This is a genomic window from Pseudomonas sp. 3JA (genome assembly GCF_036961705.1).
Taxonomy (GTDB): domain Bacteria; phylum Pseudomonadota; class Gammaproteobacteria; order Pseudomonadales; family Pseudomonadaceae; genus Aquipseudomonas; species Aquipseudomonas fluorescens_Q.
The window spans coordinates 1-25,975 of sequence record NZ_JBAMDJ010000036.1 but is presented as its reverse complement, the minus strand read 5'-3'; the positions used below and the strand labels follow the sequence as shown (position 1 = coordinate 25,975).

General features: G+C 61.7%; 25 protein-coding genes. 22 read left to right on the top strand and 3 right to left on the bottom strand.

The genetic code is table 11. The features are described from left to right. The first annotated feature begins 3 nt into the window (after nucleotides 1–3). The 14 genes from fdx to V7773_RS23600 all read left to right on the top strand — a co-directional run bounded on the left by fdx (nucleotide 4) and on the right by V7773_RS23600 (nucleotide 12,576). Nucleotides 4–345, top strand: coding sequence for an ISC system 2Fe-2S type ferredoxin (gene fdx / locus V7773_RS23665; protein ID WP_003198002.1), 342 nt, complete (start codon nucleotides 4–6; stop codon nucleotides 343–345). 13 nt (nucleotides 346–358) lie between these two features. Then, on the top strand, nucleotides 359–559 hold the full coding sequence (gene iscX, locus V7773_RS23660; RefSeq protein WP_003198004.1) for a Fe-S cluster assembly protein IscX: 201 nt from the start codon (nucleotides 359–361) through the stop codon (nucleotides 557–559). Nucleotides 560–647: 88 nt separating this feature from the next. After that, complete coding sequence (gene ndk, locus V7773_RS23655) at nucleotides 648–1,073, top strand: nucleoside-diphosphate kinase (RefSeq protein WP_003185145.1); 426 nt, start codon at nucleotides 648–650, stop codon at nucleotides 1,071–1,073. Nucleotides 1,074–1,101: 28 nt separating this feature from the next. Continuing rightward, complete coding sequence (gene rlmN, locus V7773_RS23650) at nucleotides 1,102–2,250, top strand: 23S rRNA (adenine(2503)-C(2))-methyltransferase RlmN (RefSeq protein ID WP_063322852.1); 1,149 nt, start codon at nucleotides 1,102–1,104, stop codon at nucleotides 2,248–2,250. Between the two features lie 12 nt (nucleotides 2,251–2,262). Beyond that, on the top strand, nucleotides 2,263–3,021 hold the full coding sequence (gene pilW / locus V7773_RS23645) for a type IV pilus biogenesis/stability protein PilW (protein ID WP_063322851.1): 759 nt from the start codon (nucleotides 2,263–2,265) through the stop codon (nucleotides 3,019–3,021). Beyond that, nucleotides 3,021–4,040 (top strand): RodZ family helix-turn-helix domain-containing protein, encoded by a 1,020-nt coding sequence (locus V7773_RS23640; RefSeq protein ID WP_336075483.1) that lies wholly within the window; start codon nucleotides 3,021–3,023, stop codon nucleotides 4,038–4,040. The genes pilW and V7773_RS23640 overlap by 1 nt, the downstream gene beginning before the upstream one ends. Nucleotides 4,041–4,043: 3 nt before the next feature. After that, nucleotides 4,044–5,153, top strand: a complete 1,110-nt coding sequence (gene ispG, locus V7773_RS23635) for a flavodoxin-dependent (E)-4-hydroxy-3-methylbut-2-enyl-diphosphate synthase (protein ID WP_003185136.1) — start codon at nucleotides 4,044–4,046, stop codon at nucleotides 5,151–5,153. Between the two features lie 22 nt (nucleotides 5,154–5,175). Beyond that, nucleotides 5,176–6,465 (top strand): histidine--tRNA ligase, encoded by a 1,290-nt coding sequence (hisS, locus tag V7773_RS23630; RefSeq protein ID WP_014336698.1) that lies wholly within the window; start codon nucleotides 5,176–5,178, stop codon nucleotides 6,463–6,465. 40 nt (nucleotides 6,466–6,505) lie between these two features. After that, on the top strand, nucleotides 6,506–7,147 hold the full coding sequence (locus V7773_RS23625) for a YfgM family protein (RefSeq protein ID WP_003198017.1): 642 nt from the start codon (nucleotides 6,506–6,508) through the stop codon (nucleotides 7,145–7,147). Further along, the gene (bamB, locus tag V7773_RS23620) at nucleotides 7,140–8,291 is read left to right on the top strand and encodes an outer membrane protein assembly factor BamB (RefSeq protein WP_092349020.1); all 1,152 of its coding nucleotides are present in this window, start codon (nucleotides 7,140–7,142) and stop codon (nucleotides 8,289–8,291) included. Before V7773_RS23625 ends, bamB begins: the two co-directional genes overlap by 8 nt. Nucleotides 8,292–8,425: 134 nt before the next feature. Next, nucleotides 8,426–9,898 carry a ribosome biogenesis GTPase Der gene (der, locus tag V7773_RS23615; protein WP_063322847.1) on the top strand — a complete coding sequence of 491 codons (1,473 nt, stop codon included), beginning with the start codon at nucleotides 8,426–8,428 and terminating at the stop codon, nucleotides 9,896–9,898. A gap of 270 nt (nucleotides 9,899–10,168) precedes the next feature. Then, complete coding sequence (locus V7773_RS23610) at nucleotides 10,169–11,317, top strand: pyridoxal phosphate-dependent aminotransferase (protein ID WP_336075478.1); 1,149 nt, start codon at nucleotides 10,169–10,171, stop codon at nucleotides 11,315–11,317. Next, a complete protein-coding gene (locus V7773_RS23605) occupies nucleotides 11,305–12,099 on the top strand; it encodes an amidohydrolase (protein WP_092144298.1) in 795 nt (264 codons plus the stop codon). The genes V7773_RS23610 and V7773_RS23605 overlap by 13 nt, the downstream gene beginning before the upstream one ends. 63 nt (nucleotides 12,100–12,162) lie before the next feature. Beyond that, nucleotides 12,163–12,576, top strand: a complete 414-nt coding sequence (locus V7773_RS23600) for a hypothetical protein (protein WP_336075477.1) — start codon at nucleotides 12,163–12,165, stop codon at nucleotides 12,574–12,576. Nucleotides 12,577–12,770: 194 nt separating this feature from the next. Here the strand turns inward: V7773_RS23600 and leuA are convergent, their stop codons facing one another. The 3 genes from leuA to xseA all read right to left on the bottom strand — a co-directional run bounded on the left by leuA (nucleotide 12,771) and on the right by xseA (nucleotide 17,144). Further along, nucleotides 12,771–14,450 carry a 2-isopropylmalate synthase gene (gene leuA / locus V7773_RS23595; RefSeq protein WP_336075474.1) on the bottom strand — a complete coding sequence of 560 codons (1,680 nt, stop codon included), beginning with the start codon at nucleotides 14,448–14,450 and terminating at the stop codon, nucleotides 12,771–12,773. Nucleotides 14,451–14,939: 489 nt separating this feature from the next. Continuing rightward, complete coding sequence (locus V7773_RS23590) at nucleotides 14,940–15,761, bottom strand: peptidoglycan DD-metalloendopeptidase family protein (RefSeq protein ID WP_092143859.1); 822 nt, start codon at nucleotides 15,759–15,761, stop codon at nucleotides 14,940–14,942. A 3-nt stretch (nucleotides 15,762–15,764) separates the two neighbouring features. After that, nucleotides 15,765–17,144: an exodeoxyribonuclease VII large subunit gene (gene xseA, locus V7773_RS23585; RefSeq protein WP_336075471.1), complete on the bottom strand. Its 1,380-nt coding sequence runs from the start codon at nucleotides 17,142–17,144 to the stop codon at nucleotides 15,765–15,767. A gap of 212 nt (nucleotides 17,145–17,356) precedes the next feature. On the opposite strand from xseA, the gene V7773_RS23580 reads away from it, so the two are divergent. The 8 genes from V7773_RS23580 to tadA all read left to right on the top strand — a co-directional run bounded on the left by V7773_RS23580 (nucleotide 17,357) and on the right by tadA (nucleotide 25,786). Next, nucleotides 17,357–18,124 (top strand): sulfite exporter TauE/SafE family protein, encoded by a 768-nt coding sequence (locus V7773_RS23580; RefSeq protein WP_336075469.1) that lies wholly within the window; start codon nucleotides 17,357–17,359, stop codon nucleotides 18,122–18,124. Nucleotides 18,125–18,194: 70 nt separating this feature from the next. Further along, complete coding sequence (locus V7773_RS23575) at nucleotides 18,195–18,743, top strand: hypothetical protein (protein ID WP_063325161.1); 549 nt, start codon at nucleotides 18,195–18,197, stop codon at nucleotides 18,741–18,743. A gap of 268 nt (nucleotides 18,744–19,011) precedes the next feature. After that, the gene (guaB, locus tag V7773_RS23570) at nucleotides 19,012–20,481 is read left to right on the top strand and encodes an IMP dehydrogenase (RefSeq protein ID WP_092143865.1); all 1,470 of its coding nucleotides are present in this window, start codon (nucleotides 19,012–19,014) and stop codon (nucleotides 20,479–20,481) included. Nucleotides 20,482–20,560: 79 nt separating this feature from the next. After that, the gene (gene guaA / locus V7773_RS23565; protein WP_045155136.1) at nucleotides 20,561–22,138 is read left to right on the top strand and encodes a glutamine-hydrolyzing GMP synthase; all 1,578 of its coding nucleotides are present in this window, start codon (nucleotides 20,561–20,563) and stop codon (nucleotides 22,136–22,138) included. A gap of 282 nt (nucleotides 22,139–22,420) precedes the next feature. Next, nucleotides 22,421–22,939 (top strand): helix-turn-helix transcriptional regulator, encoded by a 519-nt coding sequence (locus V7773_RS23560; RefSeq protein WP_336075465.1) that lies wholly within the window; start codon nucleotides 22,421–22,423, stop codon nucleotides 22,937–22,939. Nucleotides 22,940–23,323: 384 nt separating this feature from the next. Next, a complete protein-coding gene (locus tag V7773_RS23555; RefSeq protein WP_336075464.1) occupies nucleotides 23,324–23,716 on the top strand; it encodes a DUF6632 domain-containing protein in 393 nt (130 codons plus the stop codon). Between the two features lie 196 nt (nucleotides 23,717–23,912). Next, a complete protein-coding gene (locus tag V7773_RS23550) occupies nucleotides 23,913–25,289 on the top strand; it encodes a multicopper oxidase family protein (protein ID WP_336075463.1) in 1,377 nt (458 codons plus the stop codon). Further along, entirely contained in the window at nucleotides 25,289–25,786 is a 498-nt protein-coding gene (gene tadA / locus V7773_RS23545) for a tRNA adenosine(34) deaminase TadA (RefSeq protein ID WP_336075462.1), read from the top strand. Before V7773_RS23550 ends, tadA begins: the two co-directional genes overlap by 1 nt. Nucleotides 25,787–25,975 lie beyond the last annotated feature (189 nt).

Below are 25,975 nucleotides of genomic sequence, written 5' to 3'. Positions count from 1 at the left end.
CTGATGCCGCAGATCATTTTTCTGCCACACGCCGAGCATTGCCCGGACGGTATGGTGGTAGAGGCCGAAACCGGCAAGTCCATTCTCGAAGTGGCCCATGACAACCACATCGAGATCGAGAGCGCCTGCGGCGGTGTCTGTGCCTGCACCACCTGCCATTGCATCATTCGTGAGGGTTTCGACTCGCTGAATGAGGCCGATGAGCTGGAAGAGGACTACCTTGATAGGGCCTGGGGCCTGGAACCGACGTCGCGCCTGACCTGTCAGGCCAAGGTCGGCACCGAAGACCTGGTGGTCGAAATCCCGAAATATTCGCTAAACCATGCGGCCGAAGCGCCGCACTGATGGTGACACTGTCATGAGCTATGGTTGGAATGATGTACAACGCATCGCAGAAGAACTGGCCGAAGCCAAGCCGGACGTGGATCCGCTGAAGGTCAATTTCGTCGATCTGCAGCACTGGATCATGGAGCTTCCCGGTTTCGACAGTACCTCTGGCCGTTGTGGCGAGAAGGTCTTGGAAGCGGTCCAGGCGCTCTGGATCGAAGAAATCGACTGATCGACCTGGCAGGTTAGGCAATACCCCTGAACCCGCGTATAATTCGCGGGTTTAATTTTTCGCAAATTACCGTTTCTGGAGTTACACCATGGCTGTTCAACGTACTTTCTCCATCATCAAGCCTGACGCCGTTGCTAAAAACGTGATCGGCAAGATCGTTACCCGCTTCGAAGACGCTGGCCTGCGCGTTGTAGCTTCGAAAATGAAGCAACTGTCCAAGGCCGAAGCCGAAGGCTTCTACGCTGAGCACAGCGAGCGCGGTTTCTTCGGTGAGCTGGTGGCCTTCATGACTTCCGGTCCGGTTGTCGTTCAGGTGCTGGAAGGCGAAAACGCTATCGCTCGCAACCGTGAGCTGATGGGCGCTACCAACCCTAAAGAAGCGGCTGCCGGCACCATCCGTGCTGACTTCGCCGAGTCCATCGACGCCAACGCCGTTCACGGTTCGGACTCCGAAGCCGCTGCTGCTCGCGAAATCGCTTACTTTTTCGCTGCTACTGAAGTAACCGCTCGCTAAGCATTGGCTTAAGAGTGAAGGTGAATCCATGACTACATCGACTGTTAAAACCAATCTGCTGGGGCTGACCCAGCCGGAAATGGAGAAATTCTTCGACTCGATCGGGGAGAAGCGTTTCCGTGCCGGTCAGGTGATGAAATGGATTCACCACTTTGGCGTCGACGACTTCGACGCCATGACGAATGTCGGCAAGGCCCTGCGCGAAAAGCTCAAGGCTGTGGCCGAGATTCGCGGCCCCGAAGTGGTCAGCCAGGACATTTCCAGCGACGGCACTCGTAAGTGGGTGGTGCGCGTGGCGTCCGGCAGCTGCGTCGAGACCGTCTACATTCCCCAGGGCAAACGCGGCACCTTGTGCGTTTCGTCCCAGGCAGGCTGTGCCCTGGATTGCAGTTTCTGCTCCACCGGCAAGCAAGGCTTCAATAGCAACCTCACCGCCGCCGAAGTGATCGGCCAGGTGTGGATTGCCAACAAATCCTTTGGCAGTGTCCCGGCGACCGTCGACCGTGCCATCACCAACGTGGTGATGATGGGCATGGGTGAGCCGCTGCTGAATTTCGACAACGTCGTTTCCGCCATGCACCTGATGATGGACGACCTGGGCTACGGCATCTCCAAGCGCCGCGTAACCCTGTCCACCTCCGGCGTGGTGCCGATGATCGATGAGCTGGCCAAGCACATCGACGTCTCCCTGGCGTTGTCGCTGCACGCACCCAATGACGCATTGCGTAACCAATTGGTGCCGATCAACAAGAAATATCCGCTTAAGATGCTGCTCGAGTCGTGCCAGCGCTACATGTCGTCCCTGGGCGAAAAACGCGTGCTGACCATCGAGTACACGCTGCTCAAGGATGTGAACGACAAGGTCGAACACGCGGTCGAGATGATCGAGCTGCTCAAGAACATCCCGTGCAAGATCAACCTGATCCCGTTCAATCCGTTCCCGCATTCCGGTTACGAGCGTCCGAGCAACAACGCGATTCGTCGCTTCCAGGATCAGCTTCACCACGCTGGCTTCAACGTCACCGTGCGCACCACTCGCGGCGAAGACATCGACGCCGCCTGTGGCCAATTGGTAGGACAGGTGCTGGATCGCACCCGTCGCAGCGAACGCTACATTGCCGTGCGTGAGTTGAACGCCACGGACGATGCGGTGCAAAACGCTGCGAACAGTCACTAAGAGAGGAACTCTATGTCCCTGCGCTTCGCGCTCGTTTTGCTGTTGGCCGGCCTTTGTTCCGGTTGTGTCCTGTCGGGTGACTACAACCCGATGAGGACCAGCAAAGGGCGCGACGAGGCGCGTGTGGCCTACGTGCAGCTGGGCATTGGCTACCTGCAGCAGGGCATGACCGAACGGGCCAAGGTGCCGCTCAAGAAAGCCCTGGAACTGGACGACTCCGACCCGGATGCCAATGCGGCCCTGGCCCTGGTGTTCCAGGCCGAGATGGAGCCGGAGCTGGCCGACCAGCATTTTCGCAAGGCGCTGTCTGCCCGCCCGCAAGACGCGCGGATCCTGAACAACTACGGCAGTTTTCTTTTCGAGCAGAAACGCTACAAGGACGCCTACGAGCGCTTCGAGCAGGCTGCCGCCGACACCCTTTACCCTGAGCGTTCGCGGGTTTTCGAAAACCTCGGCATGACGGCTGCGCAGCTCGGCCAGCGCGACCTGGCCCGCCAGCAACTGGAAAAGGCGCTGCGGCTCAACCGCCAGCAACCGCGGGCGCTGCTGGAAATGGCTGAGTTGTCCTACGAAGACAGGCATTATGTGCCCGCGCGTGACTACTACGAGCGTTTTAGCCTGCTGAGTGAGCAAAATGCACGTAGTCTATTGCTCGGCGTTCGGCTGGCACATGTGTTTGAAGATCGCGACAAGGCTGCAAGTTACGGCCTGCAACTCAAAAGACTCTATCCCGGTACGCCGGAATATCAGCAATACCTGTCGGAGCAATGATGAAAGCGGCGCATCCCGAAGTTGTAGCAGCGACTCGCGTAAATCCTGGTGAGACCCTGCGTCAAGCCCGCGAAAGCAATGGTTGGTCGCTGGCCGAAGTGGCCCTCAAGCTCAATCTCACCGTGGCCTCCCTCGGCAATCTGGAAGCGGGCGCGTTCGACAAGCTGCCTGGGCATACCTTTGCCCGGGGCTATATCCGCGCCTATGCCAAGTTGCTCGGCATGGACCAGACCGTGCTGGTTCAGCAATTCGATCAATACACCGGTTCCGATGCCCAGGGCAGCAACGTGCACAGCCTGGGGCGCATCGAGGAGCCGGTTCGCGTTTCCCACACCATTTTGCGAATTGTCAGCCTGTTGCTGCTGATCGCGGTGATTGGTGGCGGTTTTGTCTGGTGGCAGGACCAGGCTTCCTTGCGCAACAAGGAGCCGGTCGCCATGAACCCTGAGCACGTCGAGGTCGAAGGCGCCGACGGCACCACCCAGATCCATCCGCTGGACGAGCCGGAAGACCAGGCTGTCGTCGAAGGCCAGGCCGAAGGCGAGACCGCCCTGGCGTTGCCACAGGACCAGGACGCCAATGCCGAAGCGGGTGCCGAGCCGGCTGCTCCAGCCCCTGCGCCAGTTGCACCAGCAGCGCCGGCTGCACCGATTGCCACGGCACCTGCCGCACCGAGCACGCCAGCGCCAACCGCGGCTGCGCCTGCGACCCACGCTGCGCCAGCCGCGCCAGTTGCTCCGGCAGCTCCGGCGGCCCCGACCCCGGCTCCAGCCGCAGGTGAAGGCCAGGTGCAGATCCAGTTTGTCGCCGACTGCTGGACGCAGATCACCGACGGCAACGGCAAGGTGCTGTTCAGTGGCCTCAAGCGCAAGGGCGACAGCACCGCCGTCAATGGCAAGCCGCCGTTTGCCGTACGCCTGGGTTATGCCCGTGGCGCGCAGGTCAGCTACAACGGCCAGCCGGTCGACATCGCTCCGTTCACCAGTGGCGAGACCGCTCGCCTGAAGTTGGGTCAATAAGTCATGCACGGCGAATCTCCAATCAAGCGTCGCGAATCCCGAAAGATCTGGGTCGGTAACGTGCCCGTGGGCGGCGATGCGCCTATCGCTGTGCAGAGCATGACCAACAGCGACACCAATGACGTGGCCGCCACGGTCGCCCAGATCAACCGCCTGGAAGCCGCCGGTGTCGACATCGTGCGCGTATCGGTGCCGGACATGGACGCCGCCGAGGCGTTCGGCAAGATCAAGCAACTGGTCAAGGTCCCCTTGGTGGCCGACATCCACTTCGACTACCGCATCGCCCTGCGCGTGGCGGAGTTGGGCGTGGATTGCCTGCGCATCAACCCGGGCAACATCGGTCGCGAAGACCGTGTCCGTGCCGTAGTGGATGCCGCCCGCGACCGAGGCATCCCGATCCGCATCGGCGTGAACGCCGGTTCCCTGGAAAAAGACCTGCAAAAGAAATACGGCGAACCGACCCCGGCGGCACTGGTGGAATCGGCCCTGCGCCACGTCGAGCACCTCGAACGCCTGAATTTCCAGGACTTCAAGGTCAGCGTGAAGGCGTCCGACGTGTTCATGGCCGTCGAAGCCTACCGCCTGCTGGCCAAGGAAATCGTCCAGCCGCTGCACCTGGGCATCACCGAAGCCGGTGGGTTGCGTTCGGGCACGGTGAAATCCGCCGTCGGCCTCGGTATGCTGCTCGCCGAAGGGATTGGCGATACCATCCGCATCTCGTTGGCGGCTGACCCGGTCGAGGAAGTGAAAGTCGGCTACGACATTCTCAAGTCCCTGCACCTGCGTTCCCGTGGCATCAACTTCATCGCCTGCCCGAGCTGCTCGCGGCAGAACTTCGATGTGGTCAAGACCATGAACGAGCTGGAAGGGCGCCTCGAAGACCTGCTGGTGCCGCTGGATGTCGCGGTGATCGGTTGCGTGGTCAACGGGCCGGGCGAAGCCAAGGAGGCGCACATCGGCCTGACTGGCGGTACACCGAACCTGATTTACATCGACGGCAAGCCGTCGCAGAAACTGACGAATGACAATCTGGTGGATGAGCTGGAACGGCTGATTCGCCAGAAAGCGGCCGAAAAGGTCGAAGCCGACGCAGCGGTCATCGCGCGCGGTTAAGTCGAAAGATTAAGGAATACACGTGAGCAAGTCCCTGCAAGCCATTCGTGGCATGAACGACATCCTGCCCGAGCAGACGCCCCTGTGGCGCTATTTCGAGGGCACTGTGGCGCGTCTGCTGGATAACTACGGCTATCGGCAGATCCGCATGCCGATCGTCGAGTTCACCGAGCTGTTCAAGCGCTCCATCGGTGAAGTGACCGACATCGTCGAAAAAGAGATGTACACCTTCGACGACCGCAACGGCGACTCCCTGACCCTGCGCCCCGAAGGCACGGCGGCCTGCGTGCGTGCGGTGCTCGAGCACGGCATCACCGGCGGCGGCCAGGTGCAGAAACTCTGGTACGTCGGCCCGATGTTTCGTCACGAGCGTCCGCAGAAAGGCCGTTATCGCCAGTTCCACCAGATTGGCCTGGAGGTGTTCAACCTCGAGGGGCCGGACATCGACGCCGAGCTGATTGTCATGACCTGGCGCCTGTGGGGCGAGCTGGGGCTGCGTGATGCGGTCAAGCTCGAGCTCAACAGCCTGGGCACCAGCGAGTCCCGTGGCCGCTACCGTGAAGCGTTGGTGGAGTTTCTTTCTGCCCACCTGGACAAGCTCGACGAAGACAGCCAGCGCCGTCTGAAGACCAACCCGCTGCGTGTGCTCGACACCAAGAATGCCGAGACCCAAGCAGTCCTGGTCGACGCGCCGAAAATGGCCGACTACCTCGACGACGAATCCCGTGCGCACTTCGAAGGGTTGAAGGCGCGCCTGGACGCCGTGGGCATCCCTTACGTGATCAATCCCAAGTTGGTCCGTGGTCTGGACTACTACAGCAAGACCGTCTTCGAGTGGGTCACCGACAAACTCGGCGCCCAAGGCACCGTATGTGCTGGCGGCCGCTACGACGGACTGGTTGAACAGATGGGCGGCAAGCCGACCCCGGGCGTGGGCTTTGCCATGGGCATCGAGCGCCTGGTGCTGATGCTGGAAGCCTTGGACAAGGTCCCCGAAGAACTGTCCCGTCAGGTCGACGTCTACCTGTGCGCCTTTGGCGAGGCCGCCGAACTGGCCGCCTTGTCGTTGAGCGAGCGGATCCGCGACCAGTTGCCCAACCTGCGCTTGCAGATCAACGCCGGCGCCGGCAGCTTCAAGAGCCAGTTCAAGAAGGCCGACAAGAGCGGTGCGCTGTACGCACTGATCCTCGGTGACGACGAACTGGCCCAACAAGTGGTAGGTTTCAAACCCCTGCGTGGCCAGGGCGAGCAACAAAGCATTGCCTGGGATGCGCTTGCTGCACACCTGGCCACCTGCGTCGTGCAGGGTTGAAGCTGTCAAACAGCCGATTTAGCGATTAAGGAGTATTGGGGTGTCGAGTACCGAAGATGAACAGCTGGCGGATTTGAAGGACTGGTGGACGCGCAACGGCAAGCCGCTGGTCACTGGCGGCCTGTTGGCGCTGGTCATCGTGTTCGGCTGGCAGGCCTACCAGAAATACCAGAGCAACCAGTCGCAAGGCGCCTCGGTGCTCTACCAGCAATTGCTGGAAACCACCCTGACCCCGGACGGCAAGCCTGACGCGGCCCGCGTGGCGGACCTGGCCGGCAAGCTGGACAAGGAATTCGGCGGCACTGCCTACGCGCAGTACGGTCGCCTGTTCGTGGCCAAGGTGGCGGTGGACAGCGGCAAATTGGACGACGCGGCCACCGAGCTCAAAGGTATCGTCGACAAACCGGCCAACCCGACCCTGGGCGAAGTGGCGCGTCAGCGCCTGGCGCAGGTGCTGGCGGCACAGAACAAGGCCGAAGACGCCTTGAAGCTGCTCGACGGCGATGCCGACAAGGCGTTCCTGGCGACCCGCGAAGAACTCAAGGGCGACCTGCTGGTACAGCTGGGCCGTGCCGATGAGGCCCATGCGGCCTACCAAAAAGCCAAGGCTGCGCTGTCGGATGAAGCCGCGGTCGGTGGCCTGCAAATCAAGCTGGACGACCTGGCCAAAGGGGATGCGTGACGTGATCCAGTGGAAACATGCAGCATTGCTGGCCCTGGCCATTCTGGCCGCGGGTTGCAGCAGCAACAGCAAGAAAGAACTGCCGCCAGCCGAACTTACCGACTTCAAAGAAGAAGTCGTGCTGCAGAAGCAGTGGAGCCGTTCCATCGGCGATGGCCAGGGTGAAACCTACAACATGCTGGTGCCGGCCATCGATGGCGACACCATCTATGCCGGCGACGTCACGGGCGTGGTCATGGCGATGGACCGTACCAACGGTGACGTCAAATGGGAGAAAGATCTCGAACTGCCTGTTTCCGGCGCCGTTGGCGTGGGTTACGGCCTGGTCATGATCGGCACGCTCAAGGGCGAGATCGTCGCCCTGGACGCGAGCAGCGGTGAAGAGAAATGGCGCGCCCGCGTGACCAGCGAAGTGCTCGCACCGCCGGCCACCAACGGTGACGTGGTGGTGGTCCAGACCCAGGACGACCGCCTGATCGGCCTGGATGCCGCCACCGGCAACCAGCGCTGGTTGTACGACAGCACCCCGGCGGTACTGACCCTGCGCGGCACCAGCGCGCCGATCGTCACCAACCGCCTGGCGGTGGCTGGCTTGTCGACCGGTAAAGTGGTGGCCCTGGATGTTTCCAACGGCGTGCCGGTCTGGGAACAGCGCGTAGCGATCCCGCAAGGTCGTTCGGAGCTGGAGCGTGTGGTCGACATCGACGGTGGCTTGCTGCTGTCCGGCGGTACGCTGTACGTCGCCAGCTATCAGGGCCGCGTGGCGGCACTGGACCTGGAAAGCGGTCGTCCGTTGTGGCAGCGCGATGCGTCCAGCTACGCCGGTGTCGCCCAGGGTTTTGGCAGCGTCTACGTGAGCCTGTCCTCGGGCACCGTCGAAGGCGTTGACGAACGTTCCACCACCGCCTTGTGGAGCAACGACTCCCTGGCCCGTCGTCAACTGTCGGCCCCGGAAGTGTTCTCCAGCTACGTTGCAGTGGGTGACCTGGAAGGTTATCTGCACCTGCTCAGCCAGGTGGACGGTCGTTTCGTCGGTCGTGAGCGCATCGACAGCGACGGCCTGCGTGCCCGTCCGCTGGTGGTGGGCAACATGATCTATGTGTATGGCAACAGCGGCAAACTGGAAGCCCTGACCATCAAGTAAGACTATGCTTGGGGCTAATCCCCCCAAGCGGCCTTGTTCTCAAGGTTTGCAGGGCTTGCACAGACTGCCCCGAGCACCAGCCGCTGCCTCGCAGCGGCTTTTGTATTTTCTGAAATAACGAAGTGGAGAGCCGCATGGTTCCCGTAATCGCCCTGGTGGGCCGACCGAACGTCGGCAAGTCCACCTTGTTCAACCGCCTGACCAGGACTCGCGACGCCATTGTCGGCGACTTGTCCGGTCTGACCCGTGATCGCCAATACGGTGAGGCCAAGTGGCAAGGGCGTACCTATATTCTGGTCGACACCGGCGGCATCTCCGGTGATGAACATGGCATGGACGAAAAAATGGCCGAGCAGTCGTTGCTCGCCATTGAAGAAGCCGATGTGGTGCTGTTCCTGGTAGACGCCAAGGCCGGTTTTACCGCCGCCGACCAGATGATCGCCGAGCATTTGCGCAAGCGTAACAAGCGCTCCTACGTGGTCGCCAACAAGGTCGACAACATCGACCCGGACATGGCCCGCGCCGAATTCGCACCGTTGGGCATGGGCCAGGCGATCCCGATCGCCGGCGCCCACGGTCGTGGCATCACCCAGATGCTGGAAATCGCCCTGGAGAGTTTCCCCAAGGACGACGTGGAAGAGCCGGAAGAGGGCGAGGAAGAGATCGTTGCCGAAGGCGAGGAAGCCAAGCGCATTCCGGGCCCAAGCGAGAAAGACGGGATCAAGATCGCGATCATCGGCCGTCCGAACGTGGGCAAGTCGACGCTGGTCAACCGCATGCTCGGCGAAGACCGGGTTATCGTCTACGACCAGCCCGGCACCACCCGCGACAGTATCTACATTCCCTTCGAGCGTAACGAAGAGAAGTACACGCTGATCGACACCGCCGGTGTGCGCAAGCGCGGCAAGATCCACGAAGAAGTTGAAAAGTTCTCCGTGGTCAAGACCCTGCAAGCGATCAAAGACGCCAACGTGGTGATCTTCGTGATGGACGCCCGCGAAGGCGTGGTCGATCACGACCTGAACCTGCTGGGTTTCGCCCTGGAAGCCGGTCGTGCGCTGGTCATCGCGATCAACAAGTGGGATGGCATGACGCCGAGCGAACGGGATTTCGTCAAGGTCGAATTGCAACGTCGCCTGTTCTTCGTCGACTTCGCCGACATCCACTTCATCTCGGCCCTGCACGGCACGGGCGTGGGCAACCTCTACGCTTCGGTGCAGAACTCGTTCAAGTCGGCGGTGACCCGCTGGCCGACCAACCGCCTCACCCAGATCCTCGAAGATGCGGTAGGCGAGCACGCGCCACCGATGGTCAACAACCGTCGGATCAAACTGCGCTACGCCCACTTGGGCGGTGCCAACCCGCCGATTATCGTGATCCACGGTAACCAGATCGAGAAGGTGCCCAAGTCGTACGTCCGTTACCTGGAAAACACCTACCGTCGCGTCCTGAAGCTGGTCGGCACGCCGATCCGCATCGAGTTCAAGGGCGGCGAGAACCCGTACGAAGGCAACAAGAACACGCTCACCGACCGCCAGGTCAACAAGAAGCGCCGCTTGATGTCGCACCACAAGAAGGCTGACAAGAAGCGCCGCGACAAGCGCTGATTCAATACCTGTTGCCCGGAAGCTTGTGTGGCGAGGGAGCTTGCTCCCGCTGGGGTGCGAAGCGCCCCCCAGATGTCTCTGCCCCCGCAGTGCATCAGGCACAACCCAGGGGCTGCTGCGCAGCCCAGCGGGAGCAAGCTCCCTCGCCACGGTCGTTCGGCGACATGAAAAGGGTGCCCTTGGTGGCACCCTTTTTCATGCCCGGCGATTGGGCTATTCTCGAGCTCTCCCGCGCCGCATCAGAGCCGGGTGCAGAGCAGGGAACCCTTGATGATCACCAGCAAGTTGCCGAATGTCGGCATCACTATCTTTACTCAGATGTCCCTGCTCGCGGCGCAGACCGGTGCGCTCAATCTGTCCCAGGGATTTCCCGATTTCGATGGCCCGCAGGCCCTGCGCGATGCGGTTGGCCGGCACATTGCCCAAGGCCATAACCAATATTCGCCCATGACCGGCCTGCCGGCGCTACGCCAGCAGATCGCAGCGAAGATCGCCCGCAGCTACGGCGCCAACGTCGATGCCGATCAAGAGGTCACCGTGACCCCTGGCGCGACCCAGGCGATTTTCTGTGCCATCGCGGCGGTGGTCCACAGCGGTGACGAAGTGATCGTTTTCGATCCTAGCTATGACAGCTACGAGCCTTCCGTTCTATTGGCCGGTGGGCGCTGCGTGCACGTGCCATTGGGCCTGGATGACTTCGCCATCGACTTCGAGAAGCTCGGCGAAGCCCTGAGCCCGCGTACGCGCATGATCATCCTCAACTCGCCGCACAACCCCAGTGGTGCCCTGATTAGCCGCGCCGAACTGGATCAGTTGGCGACGCTGATTCGCGACCGTGACATCTACCTGGTCAGCGACGAGGTCTACGAACACCTGGTGTTCGACGGCGTCGCCCACGCCAGTGTCCTGGCCCATGAAGAACTGTACCGCCGCGCCTTCGTGGTCAGTTCGTTCGGCAAGACCTACCACGTCACCGGCTGGAAAACCGGCTACGTGGTGGCGCCAGCGGCCTTGACGGCGGAACTGCGCAAGGTGCACCAGTACGTCAGCTTCTGTGGCGTGACGCCGTTGCAGTACGCCCTGGCCGACTACATGGCCGAACATCCGGAACACGTCAACGGACTGCCGGACTTCTACCAGGCCAAGCGTGACCTGTTCTGCGATCTGCTCGCCCCGTCACGGTTCAGCTTCAAGCGCGTGACCGGCACTTATTTCCAGTTGGTGGACTACTCGCAGATTCGCCCGGACCTGAATGACGTCGACATGGCCGTGTGGATGACCCGCGAGCATGGCGTGGCGACGATTCCGATCTCGGTGTTCTACCAGGACCCACCCCAAGGCCAGCGCCTGGTGCGCCTGTGCTTTGCCAAACGCGAGGAGACGCTGCGCGAAGCGGCGGAAAAACTATGCGTGATCTGAGCACGTTACCGGACCTCGACATTGCACTGGTCCAGACCACCCTGGCCTGGCACGACCGCCGGGCCAACCTTGAGCATTTCGAAGCGTTGCTTGAGCAGGCACGTGGGGCTGATCTGATCATCCTGCCAGAGATGTTCACCACGGGTTTCTCCATGGAATCCGAGACCCTGGCGGAGCCGGAGAACGGCCCGACGCGCCAATGGCTCAAGGCCCAGGCCGCGAAGCTGGACGCGGTGATTACCGGCAGTGTGATCATCCAGGCCGCGGACGGTAGCCATCGCAATCGCTTGCTCTGGGCGCGGCCGGATGGCGAAGTGTTGCATTACGACAAGCGCCATCTGTTTCGCATGGCGGGGGAGCACAACCACTACACCCCGGGTGAGCGACAGGTGCTGTTCGAGCTCAAGGGCTGGCGGATTCGTCCGCTGATTTGCTACGACCTGCGCTTCCCGGTCTGGAGCCGCGACGCCGAGGACACCGACCTGCTGCTATACACCGCCAACTGGCCCGGGGCGCGGCGTCTGCACTGGAATCGGCTGTTGCCGGCCCGGGCGATCGAGAACCTGTGCTACGTGGCCGCGGTAAACCGTGTGGGTACCGACGGCAAGGGTTTCGCCTATACCGGTGACAGCCAGGTGCTGGATTTCCAGGGCGAGAGCTTGCTCAGCGCCGGTGAAGCGGATGGTGTGTTCAAGGTGTGCTTGAACGCAGCGGACCTGGCGGCGTATCGCACGCGGTTTCCGGCAAACCTGGATGCCGATCGCTTCGAATTCACGAATTGAAACGATTCAGCCTCAAGGAACGGTGTTGCATGCCGATAACCGGTCAGCCAAGGAGAAGTCCCTATGACCAGTATCAGCGCAACCACCGTAAACCCTTATCCATTGTCAGCCCCTAAAGTCTCCATCCGCGGGACTGAAGAAGAGAAAGCGGTCAGTCCAGCGGCATCGACTGACGCCGACGACAAAGACAAGACACTGCAGGTCGATACCCGTGGCGCGAATGTCGCCGGCGCTCCCGCCAGCGGCGGTGGGGACATCATCGAGCAACTGAAAAAGCAGATCGAGCAGGCCGAGAAACTGCTGGCCCAGCAGCAAGCCCAGTTGGCCCGAGTCCAGAAAAGCCAGGCCAACGAAGAGCAGAAGGCCCAGCAGGCCATGGCCATCCAGACCCAGATCATGGGGACCCAAGCGATGCTGCAAACCCTGCGGGCGTCGTTGTTGCAGGCCATGACCGTTTCTGTCGATACCCATGCCTGACATTTTGGTTGTCTGACAGGCCGCCATCGCGAGCAAGCTCGCTCCCACAGGGGGCACAGGATTTCGGCTCCACTGAAGATCCAGTGTGGAGAGCTTGCTCGCGATGAGGCCAGTACAGTCAGCACCCAACCATCAGCCAAACAAAAAGGCCCCAGGGTTCACACCCCAGGGCCTTTTTGCATTTCAGCTGTAGATCAGGCCGCCTTGGCTTCCGGCTGGCTCAGCGAGCGGTTCAGCGCACTGAACAGCGCCTTGAAGCTAGCGGTAGTGATGTTCTCATCGATACCCACGCCATGCACCGCACGCTCGCCGTTGACTCGCAGTTCGATGTACGCCGCCGCCTTGGCATTGGTGCCGGCGCCGATGGCGTGTTCGTTGTAGTCCATGATCTCCACCGGAATCGGCAGGCCGGCCACCAGGGCTTCCAGCGCGCCGTTGCCCTTGCCGCGCCAGTGCAGGTTGGTCTCGCCCTGGCCCTTGCTGGCCACTTCCACTTCTACGGCGCTGTTGCCGTTTTCTTCCTGCAGGCGATGGCTGACCAGTGCGTACGGAGTGTTGGCTTGCAGGTATTCACGCTGCAGCAAGGCGTGGATCTGCTGTGCGGTCATTTCCAGGCCCAGGCGATCGGTTTCGCGCTGTACCACCTGGCTGAACTCGATCTGCATGCGACGCGGCAGGCTGATGCCGTACTCCTGCTCCAGCAGGTAGGCGATACCGCCCTTGCCCGACTGGCTGTTGACGCGAATCACCGCCTCGTAGCTGCGACCGATGTCGGCCGGGTCGATTGGCAGGTATGGCACTTCCCACAGACCGTCCGATTTCTGCTGGGCGAAGCCCTTGCGGATGGCATCCTGGTGCGAGCCGGAGAACGCGGTATGAACCAGGTCGCCAACGTACGGATGACGCGGGTGCACCGGAATCTGGTTGCATTCCTCGACCACTTTGCGCACGCCGTCGATGTCGGAGAAGTCCAGCTCCGGGTTGACGCCCTGGGTGTAGAGGTTCAGCGCCACGGTCACCAGGTCGACGTTACCGGTGCGTTCGCCGTTGCCGAACAGGCAGCCTTCGACACGGTCGGCACCGGCCATCAGGCCCAGCTCGGTGGCGGCCACGCCGGTGCCACGGTCGTTGTGGGTGTGCAGGCTGATGAGCACGCTGTCACGCCGGCTGATGTTGCGGTGGAACCACTCGATCTGGTCGGCGTAGATGTTCGGGGTGGCGACTTCCACGGTAGCGGGCAGGTTGAGGATCACCTTGCGTTCGGGCGTCGGGTTCCAGACTTCGATCACTGCGTCGCAGACTTCCTTGGCGAACTCCAGTTCAGTGGCGCTGAAGGTTTCTGGCGAGTATTCGAACTGCCACTGGGTTTCCGGCTGCTGCGCGGCGTATTTGAGGAACAGCTTGGCCGCGTTCACCGCGATTTCCTTCACGCCTTCCTTATCCTGGTTGAACACGATGCGGCGGAACGACGGGCTGGTGGCGTTGTACAGGTGGACGATGGCTTTTTTCGCGCCGCGCAGGGACTCGAACGTACGGGCGATCAAGTCTTCACGGGCCTGGGTCAGCACCTGGATGGTGGTGTCGTCCGGGATGTGGCCTTCTTCGATGAGGGTGCGCACGAAGTCGAAGTCGGTTTGCGAAGCGGCTGGGAACGATGCTTCGATTTCCTTCACGCCCACCGCAACGAGGGTTTTCCAGAAACGCAGTTTCTTGACCGCGTCCATCGGCTCGATCAGCGACTGGTTGCCGTCGCGCAGGTCGGAGCTGCACCAGATCGGCGCGGCGGTGATGGTCTTCGACGGCCAGGTGCGATCCGGCAGGTTGATGGTCGGGAAGGCGCGGTATTTGGAAGACGGGTCTTTGAGCATGCTCATCAGGGGAATCCTTATTGTCGTGGCCGGGAAAAGGCGGCCTGCCGGTGGTTCGAATGGGGTGGCTTGAGCGCCGGAACGAGGTGCCGCGATTCAGCCCGGCAGTCGTGCGCTGACGAGGCACAGGCTGCGGTGCTGGCGAAGCTGAATGAGGGTGTGAGAGGTTTTCATGCCTTCAACCCTAACCGCGTGAGGAGAGGATCGCAAGCAGTCGGGAAAAATTGAGAGAAGTTTTGCTTTGGGGAGGTTTTGCGAGATTTAATCGCGAGTTTTTCGGAAATTTGTAGTTTTATTGCGTCGATGTTTGTGGCTCGGCAATTCAGGAAGAGGCGGTGCTACTGCCGGCCCCATCGCGAGCAAGCGGCTCCCACAGGGTAGCTCGGTACTTGTGAAAGAGTGCTGTACCTGTGGGAGTAGGTACTTTTAAGAACAGCGCTGTACCTGTGGGAGCCGAGCTTGCTCGCGACGAGGCCAGTAGCCCTGGCACACATCTCAGGGCTGAAACGCACCGATGAAAATCGCCGGATCCACCCGCGCATCGTTCAGGCTGATGTTCCAGTGCATGTGCGGCCCGGTCGCGCGGCCGGTGGCGCCGACCTTGCCCACCACGGTGCCCCGGGCCAGTTGCTGGCCGACCTTCACATCGATCTTTGACATGTGGCAGAACATGCTGATGAAGCCTTGGCCATGGTCGACGAACACGGTGTTGCCATTGAAGAAGTAATTACCGGTGAGGATCACCTTGCCGGCGGCCGGGGTCTTGATCGGCGTGCCGGCGGGCACGGCGAAGTCCAGGCCGGCGTGGGGGTTGCGTTCTTCGCCGTTGAAGAAGCGGCGCACGCCGAACTTGCTCGACAGTGGGCCGTTGACTGGTTTGTCCAGCAACAGGTTGCTGGGGATGTTCGGGCTGAAGCTGCGGTAGGCCTTCAGTTGCACCGCCAGCTCGGCATCGATGCGCTTGAGGTCCGCCGGGTTCGGGTTGACCTGGCGCTTGTTCTTCAGGGTGATGTGTTGCTCGGGGTACTTCTTGTAGCCGACCACGAACGGCTGGGTGCCGCCGCCACTGCTGATCTGTTGCGTGCCGGGCTGCACCGTCAGCGGGATGCCGACAATCGCCAGCCAGTTGTCCTGTTCTTTGACCACCAGCACTGGCTTGCCCTGGTAACTGGCTTTCGGAGCCTTGGCGGCGCTGCCCAGGTCCACCACGGCCACGCCGCCGGGCACCGGTTTGTTCAGCAGGCGGGTGATGTAACTGTCGGCATGGGCGTTGAAGGCCAGGCACAGCAAGAGCAAAGGGGCGAGATATCGCGGCATGAATCAATCCAGTAAAGAAAGGGTGACCGGCGTGAGGTGATTGTCTTCGACCCGTACCAGCAGCTCACCTTCGCCAAGGCGGGCGGTCAGGCGCTGGCCGGTCTGGGTTTGCCCGGCACTGCGGATCGCCTGGCCGCGTTCGTCGAGCAGAATGCTGTAGCCGCGGCCAAGGGTCGCCAGGGGGCTGACGATGTGCAGCGTCTGCATCTGGTTGTGCAACTGCACGCGTCGCGCTTTCAGGCCTTCGCGCATCGCCCGGGGCAGGCGTTCGGCGAGGCTGTCCAGGCGCTGGCGCAGCAACGCCAGGTGCCGGCCCGGATGTTGCCCGGCCAGGCGGGTTTCCAGGCGAATCAAGCGTTCGCGGCGGGTATTGAGGCTGCGCTCGAAGGCCCGGCGCAGGCGCATGTCCAAGTCGTCGAGGCGCTGGGCTTGCTGGCGCAGGCGTTCACCGGGATGGCGCAGGCGCCGGGTGAGGCCTTCGAGGCGCAGTTGATCGCGCATCAGGCGGTCGCGCATGCGCATCACCAATCGACGATGCAGGCTTTCGACCCGGCGCACCAGTTCGCCGGCATCCGGCGCCAGCAGTTCGGCGGCGGCGGACGGGGTCGGGGCGCGCACGTCGGCGACAAAATCGCTGATGGACACGTCGGTTTCATGGCCTACGGCGCTGACGATTGGCGTAACGCAGGCATCCACTGCCCGGGCCACGGCTTCTTCGTTGAAGCACCACAAATCTTCCAGCGAACCGCCGCCCCGGGCCAGGATCAGCGCGTCGAAACCCCGGGCGTCCGCCAGTTTCAGGGCGCGGACGATTTGCGCGGTGGCTTCGCGGCCCTGCACGGCGGTGGGAATCAGGGTCAGGGCGATCTGCGGCGCGCGGCGGCGGAACACGCTGATGATGTCGCGGATCACCGCGCCGGTGGGCGAGCTGATGATGCCGATGCGTTGTGGATGGGCCGGTAGCGGCACCTTGCGTTCGGCACTGAACAGGCCTTCGGCGCTGAGTTTTTCCTTCAGGGCATCGAAGGCCAGGCGCAGGGCGCCATCGCCGGCCGGCTCCACGGTGTCGAGGATCAGTTGATAGTCGCCACGGCCCTCGAACAGTGAGACCTTGCCGCGTACCTTCACCGCCAGCCCGTCTTTCAAGGCCTGGCGAACCCGCGCGGCGTTCTGCCGGAACAACGCGCAACGCACCTGGGCACCGCTGTCCTTGAGGGTGAAGTACACGTGGCCGGAGGCCGGGCGGGCGAGGTTGGAGATTTCGCCCTCGACCCAGATGTTGCTGAACACGTCTTCGAGCAACACCCGCGCACGGCCGTTGAGCTGGCTGACAGTCAGGACCTCACGGTCCAGGCCCAGTCGGGCAAAGGGATCTTTAATCATGGGCGGCATGATAAGGGGATTCGCCAATGGTGTGCAGACAATTAGACCGGGTTGCCCTGCGACATGGAATCTCCCGCAGGGGACCTATGTCGCACTGAAGATCAAATGTGTGCGAGCTTGCTCGCGATAGCGACAGGCCTGTCACCACAAATGCTGGATAAGCCCCCGACCTCTGGCTAAAGTCGCCGCTCTCCTCATCAAGGAAGTGCCGGATGAATCTTCTCCCATGGTTGGGCCAGTGGGCATTTGCCCCCGCGCAATGGCTGGTGATCGGCTCGGCCATTGCCCTGGCCTACATCGTCTTCGGCATTGCCGGGTTCGGCACGGCGCTGGTGGCCGCGCCCATCCTGCTGCTGTTCATGCCCCTGTCGAAAATCGTCCCGCTGCTGGTCTTGTTGGATTTTGTCGCGGCCTTTGGCAACTTGCTGCCATCGCGTCGGGACGTGTCCCGGCCGGAGCTGCTGCGGTTGTTGCCGTGCATGGCGCTGGGCTGCACCCTCGGGGTGATTTTCCTGCTCAACCTCAAGTCCGATCTGTTGTTGCTGCTGATGGGGGTGTTCATCAGTTGCTATGCGATCTACAGCCTGCTGATCAAGACCCGGCCGACACAGTTGTCGGCGCTGTGGGCGGTTCCGATGGGTACGGTGGGCGGGATGTTCGGCGCGTTGTTTGGCAGTGGCGGCTTTTTATATGCCATCTACCTGAACAGTCGCTTGCCCAAGGACCCGGCCCGAGCCACGCAAAGTGCCCTGATCAGTTGCAGCACCGTGGTGCGCCTGAGCTTGTTTATCGTGGCCGGGGTCTATGCCGAGCTACCCTTGTTGGTACTGGCGCTGTGTTTGTTGCCGGCCATGGCGCTGGGGTTGTGGGTAGGGCGTCGCTTGACCATGAAAATGTCGCGAGAAGCATTCGTGCGGCTGGTCACCTGGCTGGTGCTTGCCAGCGGCCTTGCGTTGATCGGGCGCTACCTGAGTGCTTGACCTGGCCTCGCCAGGGCTTAAGCTGCCGGCCTTTGATCAGACCCTGCCAGGGAAACAGCCAGGCCTCGCCATGAACTCGCAAAGCATCATCGTTCCGAAAATTTCCACCCTGCCGGTCCACGAGCCCCGGGCTCGGGCGATCGTGCGCTGGCTGGTGCGCAAGAATATCGTCGAAGAACAACTGACCACCTGCGGGCGCACCGGCAATCGCATGGCCCACGCTATTGCCCCCGGTGCTCGCGAGGTGGTCCTGCATCCCGAAGCCTTGCCGTTCGGTGAAGCGATCAATGGCCTGGAGATCATCACCAAGCGCTGCATCTATACACCGGCCAAGGGCTTTCTCGAAGAAGCCGGTTGCGCCGAGTGCCGCAGGGAAGTCGGCGAAGCGCTGTTCGAAAGCCTGGAAGACTGGATGCCGGCGCGCACCGACAACTTCACTTGCCCTGAATGCGGTCATGAAGACGACATCAATGGCTTCCTGTTCCTGCAGCCCTGCGGGTTTTCCAACCTGGGGTTCATTTTCAACAATTGGCTGGAGGCGGGGTTCAAGCAGGACTTTCTCGATGAATTCGCCGATTGGCTCGATCAGCCGGTGAGTTGGGTGAGGGTGGAGTTGTAGAGAGGTGCACACCCCCCCCCCGTGGCGAGGGAGCTTGCTCCCGCTGGGCTGCGAAGCGGCCCCCTGTTTCCAGCCATGACATCGCAAGGGGACGCTGGCGCGTCCAGCGGGAGCAAGCTCCCTCGCCACGGGGTTCGGTGTATGGCCGGAACGCGGTGATTAGCTCCGTCAATCAGCCCGGCAATAATAGACAGAGTTTTACATTGAGCCAGACAGGGTCCATGAGTATAATGGCGCGCTTCCATTTTCCCGCTCGGGAGCCCCCGCGATGCTGCGTATCAGCCAAGAAGCTCTGACCTTCGACGACATTCTCCTAGTGCCCGGTTATTCCGAAGTACTGCCTAACGAAGTCAGTCTCAAAACCCGTCTCACCCGTGGCATCGAACTGAATATCCCCCTGGTTTCCGCCGCCATGGACACCGTGACCGAAGCCCGTCTGGCCATTGCCATGGCCCAGGAAGGCGGTATCGGTATCATCCACAAGAACATGACCATCGAACAGCAGGCCGCCGAAGTGCGCAAGGTCAAGCGGTTCGAGGCTGGCGTGGTCAAGGATCCGATCACCATCGAGGCTGACGCCACGGTCCGGGATCTGTTCGAACTGACCCGTATGCACAACATCTCCGGCGTTCCGGTGCTGCACGATGGCGACCTGGTCGGCATCGTCACCTCCCGCGACGTGCGTTTCGAGAACCGCCTGGATGCCACCGTCCGCCAAGTGATGACGCCTAAAGAGCGCCTGGTCACGGTCAAGGAAGGCACCAACAAGGACGAAGTCCGCGAGTTGCTGCACAAGCACCGTATCGAGCGCGTGCTGATCGTCGACGACAAATTCGCTCTCAAGGGCATGATGACCGTCAACGACATCGAAAAAGCCAAGGCCTACCCGCTGGCCAGCAAGGACGACCAAGGTCGTCTGCGCGTCGGCGCGGCGGTCGGCACCGGCAAGGACACCGGTGATCGCGTCGCGGCCCTGGTCAGTGCCGGTGTTGACGTGGTGGTGGTCGACACCGCCCACGGCCACTCCAAAGGCGTGATCGACCGCGTTCGCTGGGTCAAGCAGAATTTCCCTGACGTGCAGGTGATCGGTGGCAATATCGCCACTGGCGCTGCGGCCAAGGCCTTGGCCGAAGCTGGCGCCGACGCGGTCAAGGTCGGTATCGGCCCTGGCTCGATCTGCACCACCCGTATCGTTGCCGGTGTCGGCGTGCCGCAGATCAGCGCCATCGCCAACGTCGCCGCCGCCCTTGAAGGCACGGGCGTGCCGTTGATCGCCGACGGCGGTATCCGCTTCTCCGGTGACCTGTCCAAGGCCATCGTCGCCGGTGCCTCCTGCGTGATGATGGGGTCGATGTTTGCCGGTACCGAAGAAGCACCGGGCGAGATCGAACTGTTCCAGGGCCGTAGCTACAAGGCTTATCGCGGCATGGGTTCGCTGGGTGCCATGTCCCAGGCCCAGGGCTCTTCCGACCGTTACTTCCAGGACTCCTCCGCGGGTGCCGAGAAGCTGGTACCGGAAGGCATCGAAGGTCGCGTGCCATACAAAGGCACCCTGAGCGCCATCATCCATCAACTGATGGGCGGCCTGCGTTCCTCCATGGGCTACACCGGCAGCGCCAACATCGAAGAGATGCGCACCAAGCCGGAATTTGTGCGTATCACCGGCGCGGGCATGGCCGAGTCCCATGTCCACGACGTGCAGATCACCAAGGAAGCGCCGAACTACCGCGTAGGTTAAGGCTTCCAGCAAAACGTTAATCACCGGGGCTGTTCATTCAGCCCCGAGTTGTTTCTGATTCACTACATGAGAATGAGTCATGGCCCTCGACATTCACGCTCACCGCATCCTGATCCTCGACTTCGGTTCCCAGTACACCCAGCTGATCGCCCGCCGCGTGCGTGAGATCGGTGTGTACTGCGAATTGCATCCGTTCGACATGGATGACGAAGCGATTCGCGAATTCGCGCCTAAAGGCGTGATTCTCGCCGGCGGCCCCGAGTCCGTGCACGAAGCCGACAGCCCGCGCTGCCCGCAAGCCGTGTTCGACCTGGGCGTACCGGTCTTTGGTATCTGCTACGGCATGCAGACCATGGCCGAACAGCTGGGCGGCAAGGTAGAAGGCTCCGACCTGCGTGAGTTCGGATATGCCCGCGTTGACGTCGTCGGCAAGAGCCGCCTGCTGGACGGCATCGAAGACCACGTCGACGCTGACGGCCTGTTCGGCCTGGACGTGTGGATGAGCCACGGTGACAAAGTCACCAAGATGCCGGAAGACTTCCACATCCTGGCCAGCACCCCGAGCTGCCCGATTGCCGGCATGTTCAACGATGATCGCCGTTACTACGGCGTGCAGTTCCACCCTGAAGTGACCCACACCAAGCAGGGCGGCCGCATCCTGTCGCGCTTCATCCTCGACATCTGCGGTTGCGAAGCCCTGTGGACCCCGTCGAAAATCGCTGAAGACGCCATCGCCCAGGTGCGCGCCCAGGTCGGTACCGATAACGTGCTGCTGGGCCTGTCCGGCGGTGTGGACTCCTCGGTGGTCGCTGCGCTGCTGCACAAGGCCATCGGCGATCAGCTGACCTGCGTTTTCGTCGACAACGGCCTGCTGCGCTTGCATGAAGGCGAGCAAGTGATGGCCATGTTCGCCGAGAACATGGGCGTCAAGGTGATCCGCGCCAACGCCGAAGAGCAGTTCCTGAACAACCTGGCCGGCGAGTCCGACCCGGAGAAGAAGCGCAAGATCATCGGCCGTACCTTCATCGACGTGTTCGATGCCGAATCCTGCAAGCTGGACAACATCAAGTACCTGGCCCAGGGCACCATCTATCCCGACGTGATCGAGTCGGCCGGCGCCAAGAGCGGCAAGGCCCACGTGATCAAGTCCCACCACAACGTCGGTGGCCTGCCGGAGGAAATGAACCTCAAGCTGGTCGAGCCGCTGCGCGAACTGTTCAAGGACGAGGTTCGTCGCCTCGGCCTGGAGCTGGGCCTGCCCTACGACATGGTCTACCGCCACCCATTCCCGGGCCCAGGCCTGGGCGTGCGGATCCTCGGTGAAGTGAAGAAGGAATACGCCGACCTGCTGCGTCGCGCCGACCACATCTTCATCGAAGAACTGCGCAAGGCCGACTGGTACCACAAGGTCAGCCAGGCGTTCGTGGTGTTCCAACCGGTGAAATCGGTAGGCGTGGTCGGCGATGGCCGTCGTTACGCCTGGGTCGTAGCCCTGCGTGCCGTGGAAACCATCGACTTCATGACCGCTCGCTGGGCACACCTGCCATACGAGCTGCTGGAAACCGTTTCCGGGCGCATCATCAACGAAATCGAAGGCATCTCCCGCGTCACGTATGACGTGTCGAGCAAGCCGCCGGCGACGATTGAGTGGGAATGAGCCAAGCCTGAATATCGGGACCGCTGAAGGCCGTTATTGGCTCCTGCACCTGCATTGAAAAAAGCCCTGTGGATAACTTTCACAGGGCTTTTTTCATTTTTGTGGCCAATTCCAAGCTCCATCAAGCCTCCAGCCGCAATGGCACAGCGTTGCAGAGTCGAGACGGCATGTCCGTGACCTTGTTGCCCGAGTGCCACTGTGAGAAAGAGTGTTGGTTGTCATTTGACAACTTTGCGGGTCATGCGAATACTCATGCCACGGGTGATGCTGAGGAGTTGAACAATGGAATTTGCCTTTATCTTGAAATATCAGCTTGCTGATGAAGCCCCGGATGAACTGGTCGAGCGGTTGGGTAACGCCGGCTGCGATGATGCCTTGGTAGGCATTGGTCAGCCGGGGCGGCTGGCGCTTGAGTTCGCTCGCGAGGCTCCTGATGCGGTTCAGGCCGTGCTGAGCGCCCTGGGCGACGTCCGCCGTGCGGTGCCGTCGGCCAAGCTGATCGAGGTTGCTCCTGACTTGGTCGGGCTAACCGACGTAGCCGAGATCGTAGGCGTATCTCGGCAGAACATGCGCAAGCTGATGTTGGCTCATCCGAGCAGCTTCCCAACGCCCGTGCATGAGGGGAGTGCATCTATCTGGCATTTGGCAGACGTGCTGACCTGGCTGCAGGCCAAGGGCAGCTATTCGCTTGCCAGGAACGTGTTGGATGTGGCTCGCGTGGCCTTGCAGGTCAACGTTGCGAAAGAACGGCGACGGTTACCTGGCATGGCTTCCAAAGAGTTGGATGCTTTGGTTGGGTGACGGCCGTGTTCAGCCTTTCCTCAGTTTGGCGAGCCGGTTGTCAGGAGTAATCGTTTTTGTGCGCGGCTCTTATTATCTAATCGTTTTTTTACAACCTTAACCGTTAGCTGACAGGAACAGGTGCACGACATCATTTCTGGAATGGTTGTGCTGCAACAGGTCGGGGTATGGGCCGAAATCGTTGATGCCGTTTCGCGGGCGTTCGAGGAGGACGGCGGAGCAGGTGCTGCTGTGATTGATCGATATTGCCTGGGAAAGCCCGTCGACCGTTGAAGCCCTCTGCCTGTTGCGGCGAAGCCACCTGCGGGGGGGCATGCCCGAGTAGTGTCTATACTCACGGGCGTCCAGTTACGGCGACACACATGCCGCAATAAGGAGCCCGCCATGAACGACACCCAAAGACTCGCCGCCTTGCGCATTGTTTTGATCGTCGTTGGCCTGATCGCCATCTTCGCGATCGGGCCGCTGATGCTCCTGTGGCCGTCCGGCTGGGCGTGGCACAGCGGCCATTCCCAGTACCCGCTGATGATCGTCGGCATCTACGCGACACTCGGTGTGTTCTTGCTGATGGCGTCGCGCGATCCGATGAAACATTTGAGCCTGATCTGGTTCACCGTGTGGTCGAGCGTCGTGCACGGCGCGATCATGGCCGTGCAGTCCTTCGGCGTCGATATGGACGGGACAAGCCACGTTGGCCATCTGCTGGGCGATGTGCCCGCGTTGTTCATCGTTGCGGCGGCGTTGGCCTTTTTCACGCCGCGGCGCAGCAATACGTAACCCGCGAATGGACTGATCCTGCCGAAAAGGCTTGCTTCGATGTGCACAAAGAATGCCCTGTGGATAACTTTCCCCAGGGCATTTTCATTTTGTTTTTTTCATTTTCGCTGGCCTTACTGTTTCTCATCCGCGGGTGTATCGTATTCGCCTTTTGCGGATCCACCGGTTCGCGCAGATTCAATAGGTGGTTGTGTTCATGTCCTTTACCCGTCGCCAAATACTCGGTGGCCTGGCCGGTCTTGTTGTCGTTGGTGTGGGTGCAGGCGGTGCGTCGCGGTATTGGCTGGGCAAGCGCGCCGATGCCGAGGCTGGTCACGACTATGAACTGATCGCCGCACCGCTGGACGTGGAGCTGGTGGCCGGGCACAAGACCCAGGCTTGGGCTTTCGGTCCGTCGGCCCCGGGTACGGAGCTGCGGGTGCGCCAGGGCGAGTGGTTGCGGGTGCGCTTCATCAATCACCTGCCGGTCGCCACCACCATTCACTGGCACGGTATTCGTTTGCCGCTGGAGATGGACGGCGTGCCGTATGTCTCGCAACTGCCGGTGCTGCCGGGCGAGTATTTCGACTACAAATTCCGCGTGCCGGACGCCGGCAGTTACTGGTATCACCCCCACGTCAACAGCAGCGAAGAGCTCGGGCGTGGGCTGGTGGGACCATTGATCATCGAAGAGCGTGAGCCGACTGGCTTCAAGTATGAACAGACCCTGAGCCTCAAGAGCTGGCATGTGGATGAGCAAGGCCAGTTCGTGGAGTTCAGCATTCCCCGTGAGGCGGCGCGTGGCGGCACGGCCGGGCGGTTGGCGACCATCAACGGTGTGCCGCAGGCGGTGATCGACCTGCCGGCCGGGCAGATCACCCGGGTGCGCTTGCTCAACCTCGACAACACCCTGACTTACCGTATCAACATCCCAGGCGTTGAAGCGCAGATCTATGCGCTGGACGGCAACCCCATCGAACCGCGCCCGTTGGGCAAGGAATACTGGCTGGGCCCGGGCATGCGCATTTGCCTGGCGATCAAGGCGCCGCCGGCCGGGGAAGAGCTGTCGTTGCGCAATGGCCCGGTTCGCTTGGGGACGCTGCGCTCGGTGGCCAACACGGATGCGCCGGGCCAATGGCCGCCGGCCCTGCCGCCCAACCCGGTGTCCGAGCCGGACCTGGCCAATGCCGAGAAACTCAACTTCAATTTCGAATGGGTCGGTTCGGTGTCGGTCAACGTCGACAACGGCAAGCCGCCGAGCCTGTGGCAAATCAACGGCAAGGCCTGGGACATCACCGACAAGACCTGCGCCGATCGGCCGATCGCCACGCTGAAGAAAGGCCAGAGCTACATTTTCGAATTGAAGAACATGACCCAGTACCAGCATCCGATCCATTTGCACGGCATGAGCTTCAAGGTGATCGCGTCGAACCGGCACAAGGTCGTGCCGTATTTCACTGACACTTACTTGCTGGGCAAGAACGAACGGGCGCAGGTGGCGCTGGTGGCGGATAATCCAGGCGTGTGGATGTTCCACTGCCATGTGATCGACCACATGGAAACCGGCCTGATGGCCGCCATCGAGGTGGCTTGATGCGCCAGATTCGCCCTGCCCGGATCATCGACCGCAGCCGTGACCAGGACTTCATGCGCGAAGCCCTGGCCCTTGCCGCACAAGGCGCCGCCCTGGGCGAAGTGCCCGTGGGCGCGGTGCTGGTGCAGGACGGTGAGATCATCGGACGCGGTTTCAACTGCCCAATCAGTGGCCACGACCCCAGTGCCCACGCGGAAATGGTCGCCATCCGCGCCGCCGCCCAGGCGGTGAGCAACTATCGCCTGCCCGGCAGCACCCTCTATGTGACGCTGGAGCCCTGCAGCATGTGTGCTGGCCTCATCGTCCATTCGCGCATCGCCCGGGTCGTCTACGGCGCCCTGGAGCCCAAGGCTGGCATCGTGCAGAGTCAGGGGCAGTTCTTCAGCCAGGGTTTCCTGAACCATCGGGTGATGTATGAAGGGGGCGTGCTGGCCGAGGAGTGCAGCGCGGTGTTGAGCGAGTTCTTCAAGGCCCGAAGAGCCAAATCGCAAGATTGAACACACAACCCCGTGGCGAGGGAGCTTGCTCCCGCTGGGGCGCGCAGCGGCCCTAGAACCCGGCGACGCGGTGGATCAGCTTGATTGAGTGAGTTTGAGAGGGGGCTGCTGCGCAGCCCAGCGGGAGCAAGCTCCCTCGCCACAAAAGCCTAAAAGCCTAAAAGCCTAAAAGCTCAAAAGCACAAAAGC

Excerpts from the sequence above, each read along its gene's own strand:
- fdx (WP_003198002.1), top strand. The coding sequence starts at position 4 with ATGCCGCAGATCATTTTTCTGCCACACGCCGAGCATTGCCCGGACGGT.
- iscX (WP_003198004.1), top strand. The coding sequence starts at position 359 with ATGAGCTATGGTTGGAATGATGTACAACGCATCGCAGAAGAACTGGCC.
- ndk (WP_003185145.1), top strand. The coding sequence starts at position 648 with ATGGCTGTTCAACGTACTTTCTCCATCATCAAGCCTGACGCCGTTGCT.
- rlmN (WP_063322852.1), top strand. The coding sequence starts at position 1,102 with ATGACTACATCGACTGTTAAAACCAATCTGCTGGGGCTGACCCAGCCG.
- pilW (WP_063322851.1), top strand. The coding sequence starts at position 2,263 with ATGTCCCTGCGCTTCGCGCTCGTTTTGCTGTTGGCCGGCCTTTGTTCC.
- V7773_RS23640 (WP_336075483.1), top strand. The coding sequence starts at position 3,021 with ATGAAAGCGGCGCATCCCGAAGTTGTAGCAGCGACTCGCGTAAATCCT.
- ispG (WP_003185136.1), top strand. The coding sequence starts at position 4,044 with ATGCACGGCGAATCTCCAATCAAGCGTCGCGAATCCCGAAAGATCTGG.
- bamB (WP_092349020.1), top strand. The coding sequence starts at position 7,140 with ATGCGTGACGTGATCCAGTGGAAACATGCAGCATTGCTGGCCCTGGCC.
- der (WP_063322847.1), top strand. The coding sequence starts at position 8,426 with ATGGTTCCCGTAATCGCCCTGGTGGGCCGACCGAACGTCGGCAAGTCC.
- V7773_RS23610 (WP_336075478.1), top strand. The coding sequence starts at position 10,169 with ATGATCACCAGCAAGTTGCCGAATGTCGGCATCACTATCTTTACTCAG.
- V7773_RS23605 (WP_092144298.1), top strand. The coding sequence starts at position 11,305 with ATGCGTGATCTGAGCACGTTACCGGACCTCGACATTGCACTGGTCCAG.
- V7773_RS23600 (WP_336075477.1), top strand. The coding sequence starts at position 12,163 with ATGACCAGTATCAGCGCAACCACCGTAAACCCTTATCCATTGTCAGCC.
- leuA (WP_336075474.1), bottom strand. The coding sequence starts at position 14,450 with ATGAGCATGCTCAAAGACCCGTCTTCCAAATACCGCGCCTTCCCGACC.
- V7773_RS23590 (WP_092143859.1), bottom strand. The coding sequence starts at position 15,761 with ATGCCGCGATATCTCGCCCCTTTGCTCTTGCTGTGCCTGGCCTTCAAC.
- xseA (WP_336075471.1), bottom strand. The coding sequence starts at position 17,144 with ATGATTAAAGATCCCTTTGCCCGACTGGGCCTGGACCGTGAGGTCCTG.
- V7773_RS23580 (WP_336075469.1), top strand. The coding sequence starts at position 17,357 with ATGAATCTTCTCCCATGGTTGGGCCAGTGGGCATTTGCCCCCGCGCAA.
- V7773_RS23575 (WP_063325161.1), top strand. The coding sequence starts at position 18,195 with ATGAACTCGCAAAGCATCATCGTTCCGAAAATTTCCACCCTGCCGGTC.
- guaB (WP_092143865.1), top strand. The coding sequence starts at position 19,012 with ATGCTGCGTATCAGCCAAGAAGCTCTGACCTTCGACGACATTCTCCTA.
- guaA (WP_045155136.1), top strand. The coding sequence starts at position 20,561 with ATGGCCCTCGACATTCACGCTCACCGCATCCTGATCCTCGACTTCGGT.
- V7773_RS23560 (WP_336075465.1), top strand. The coding sequence starts at position 22,421 with ATGGAATTTGCCTTTATCTTGAAATATCAGCTTGCTGATGAAGCCCCG.
- V7773_RS23555 (WP_336075464.1), top strand. The coding sequence starts at position 23,324 with ATGAACGACACCCAAAGACTCGCCGCCTTGCGCATTGTTTTGATCGTC.
- V7773_RS23550 (WP_336075463.1), top strand. The coding sequence starts at position 23,913 with ATGTCCTTTACCCGTCGCCAAATACTCGGTGGCCTGGCCGGTCTTGTT.
- tadA (WP_336075462.1), top strand. The coding sequence starts at position 25,289 with ATGCGCCAGATTCGCCCTGCCCGGATCATCGACCGCAGCCGTGACCAG.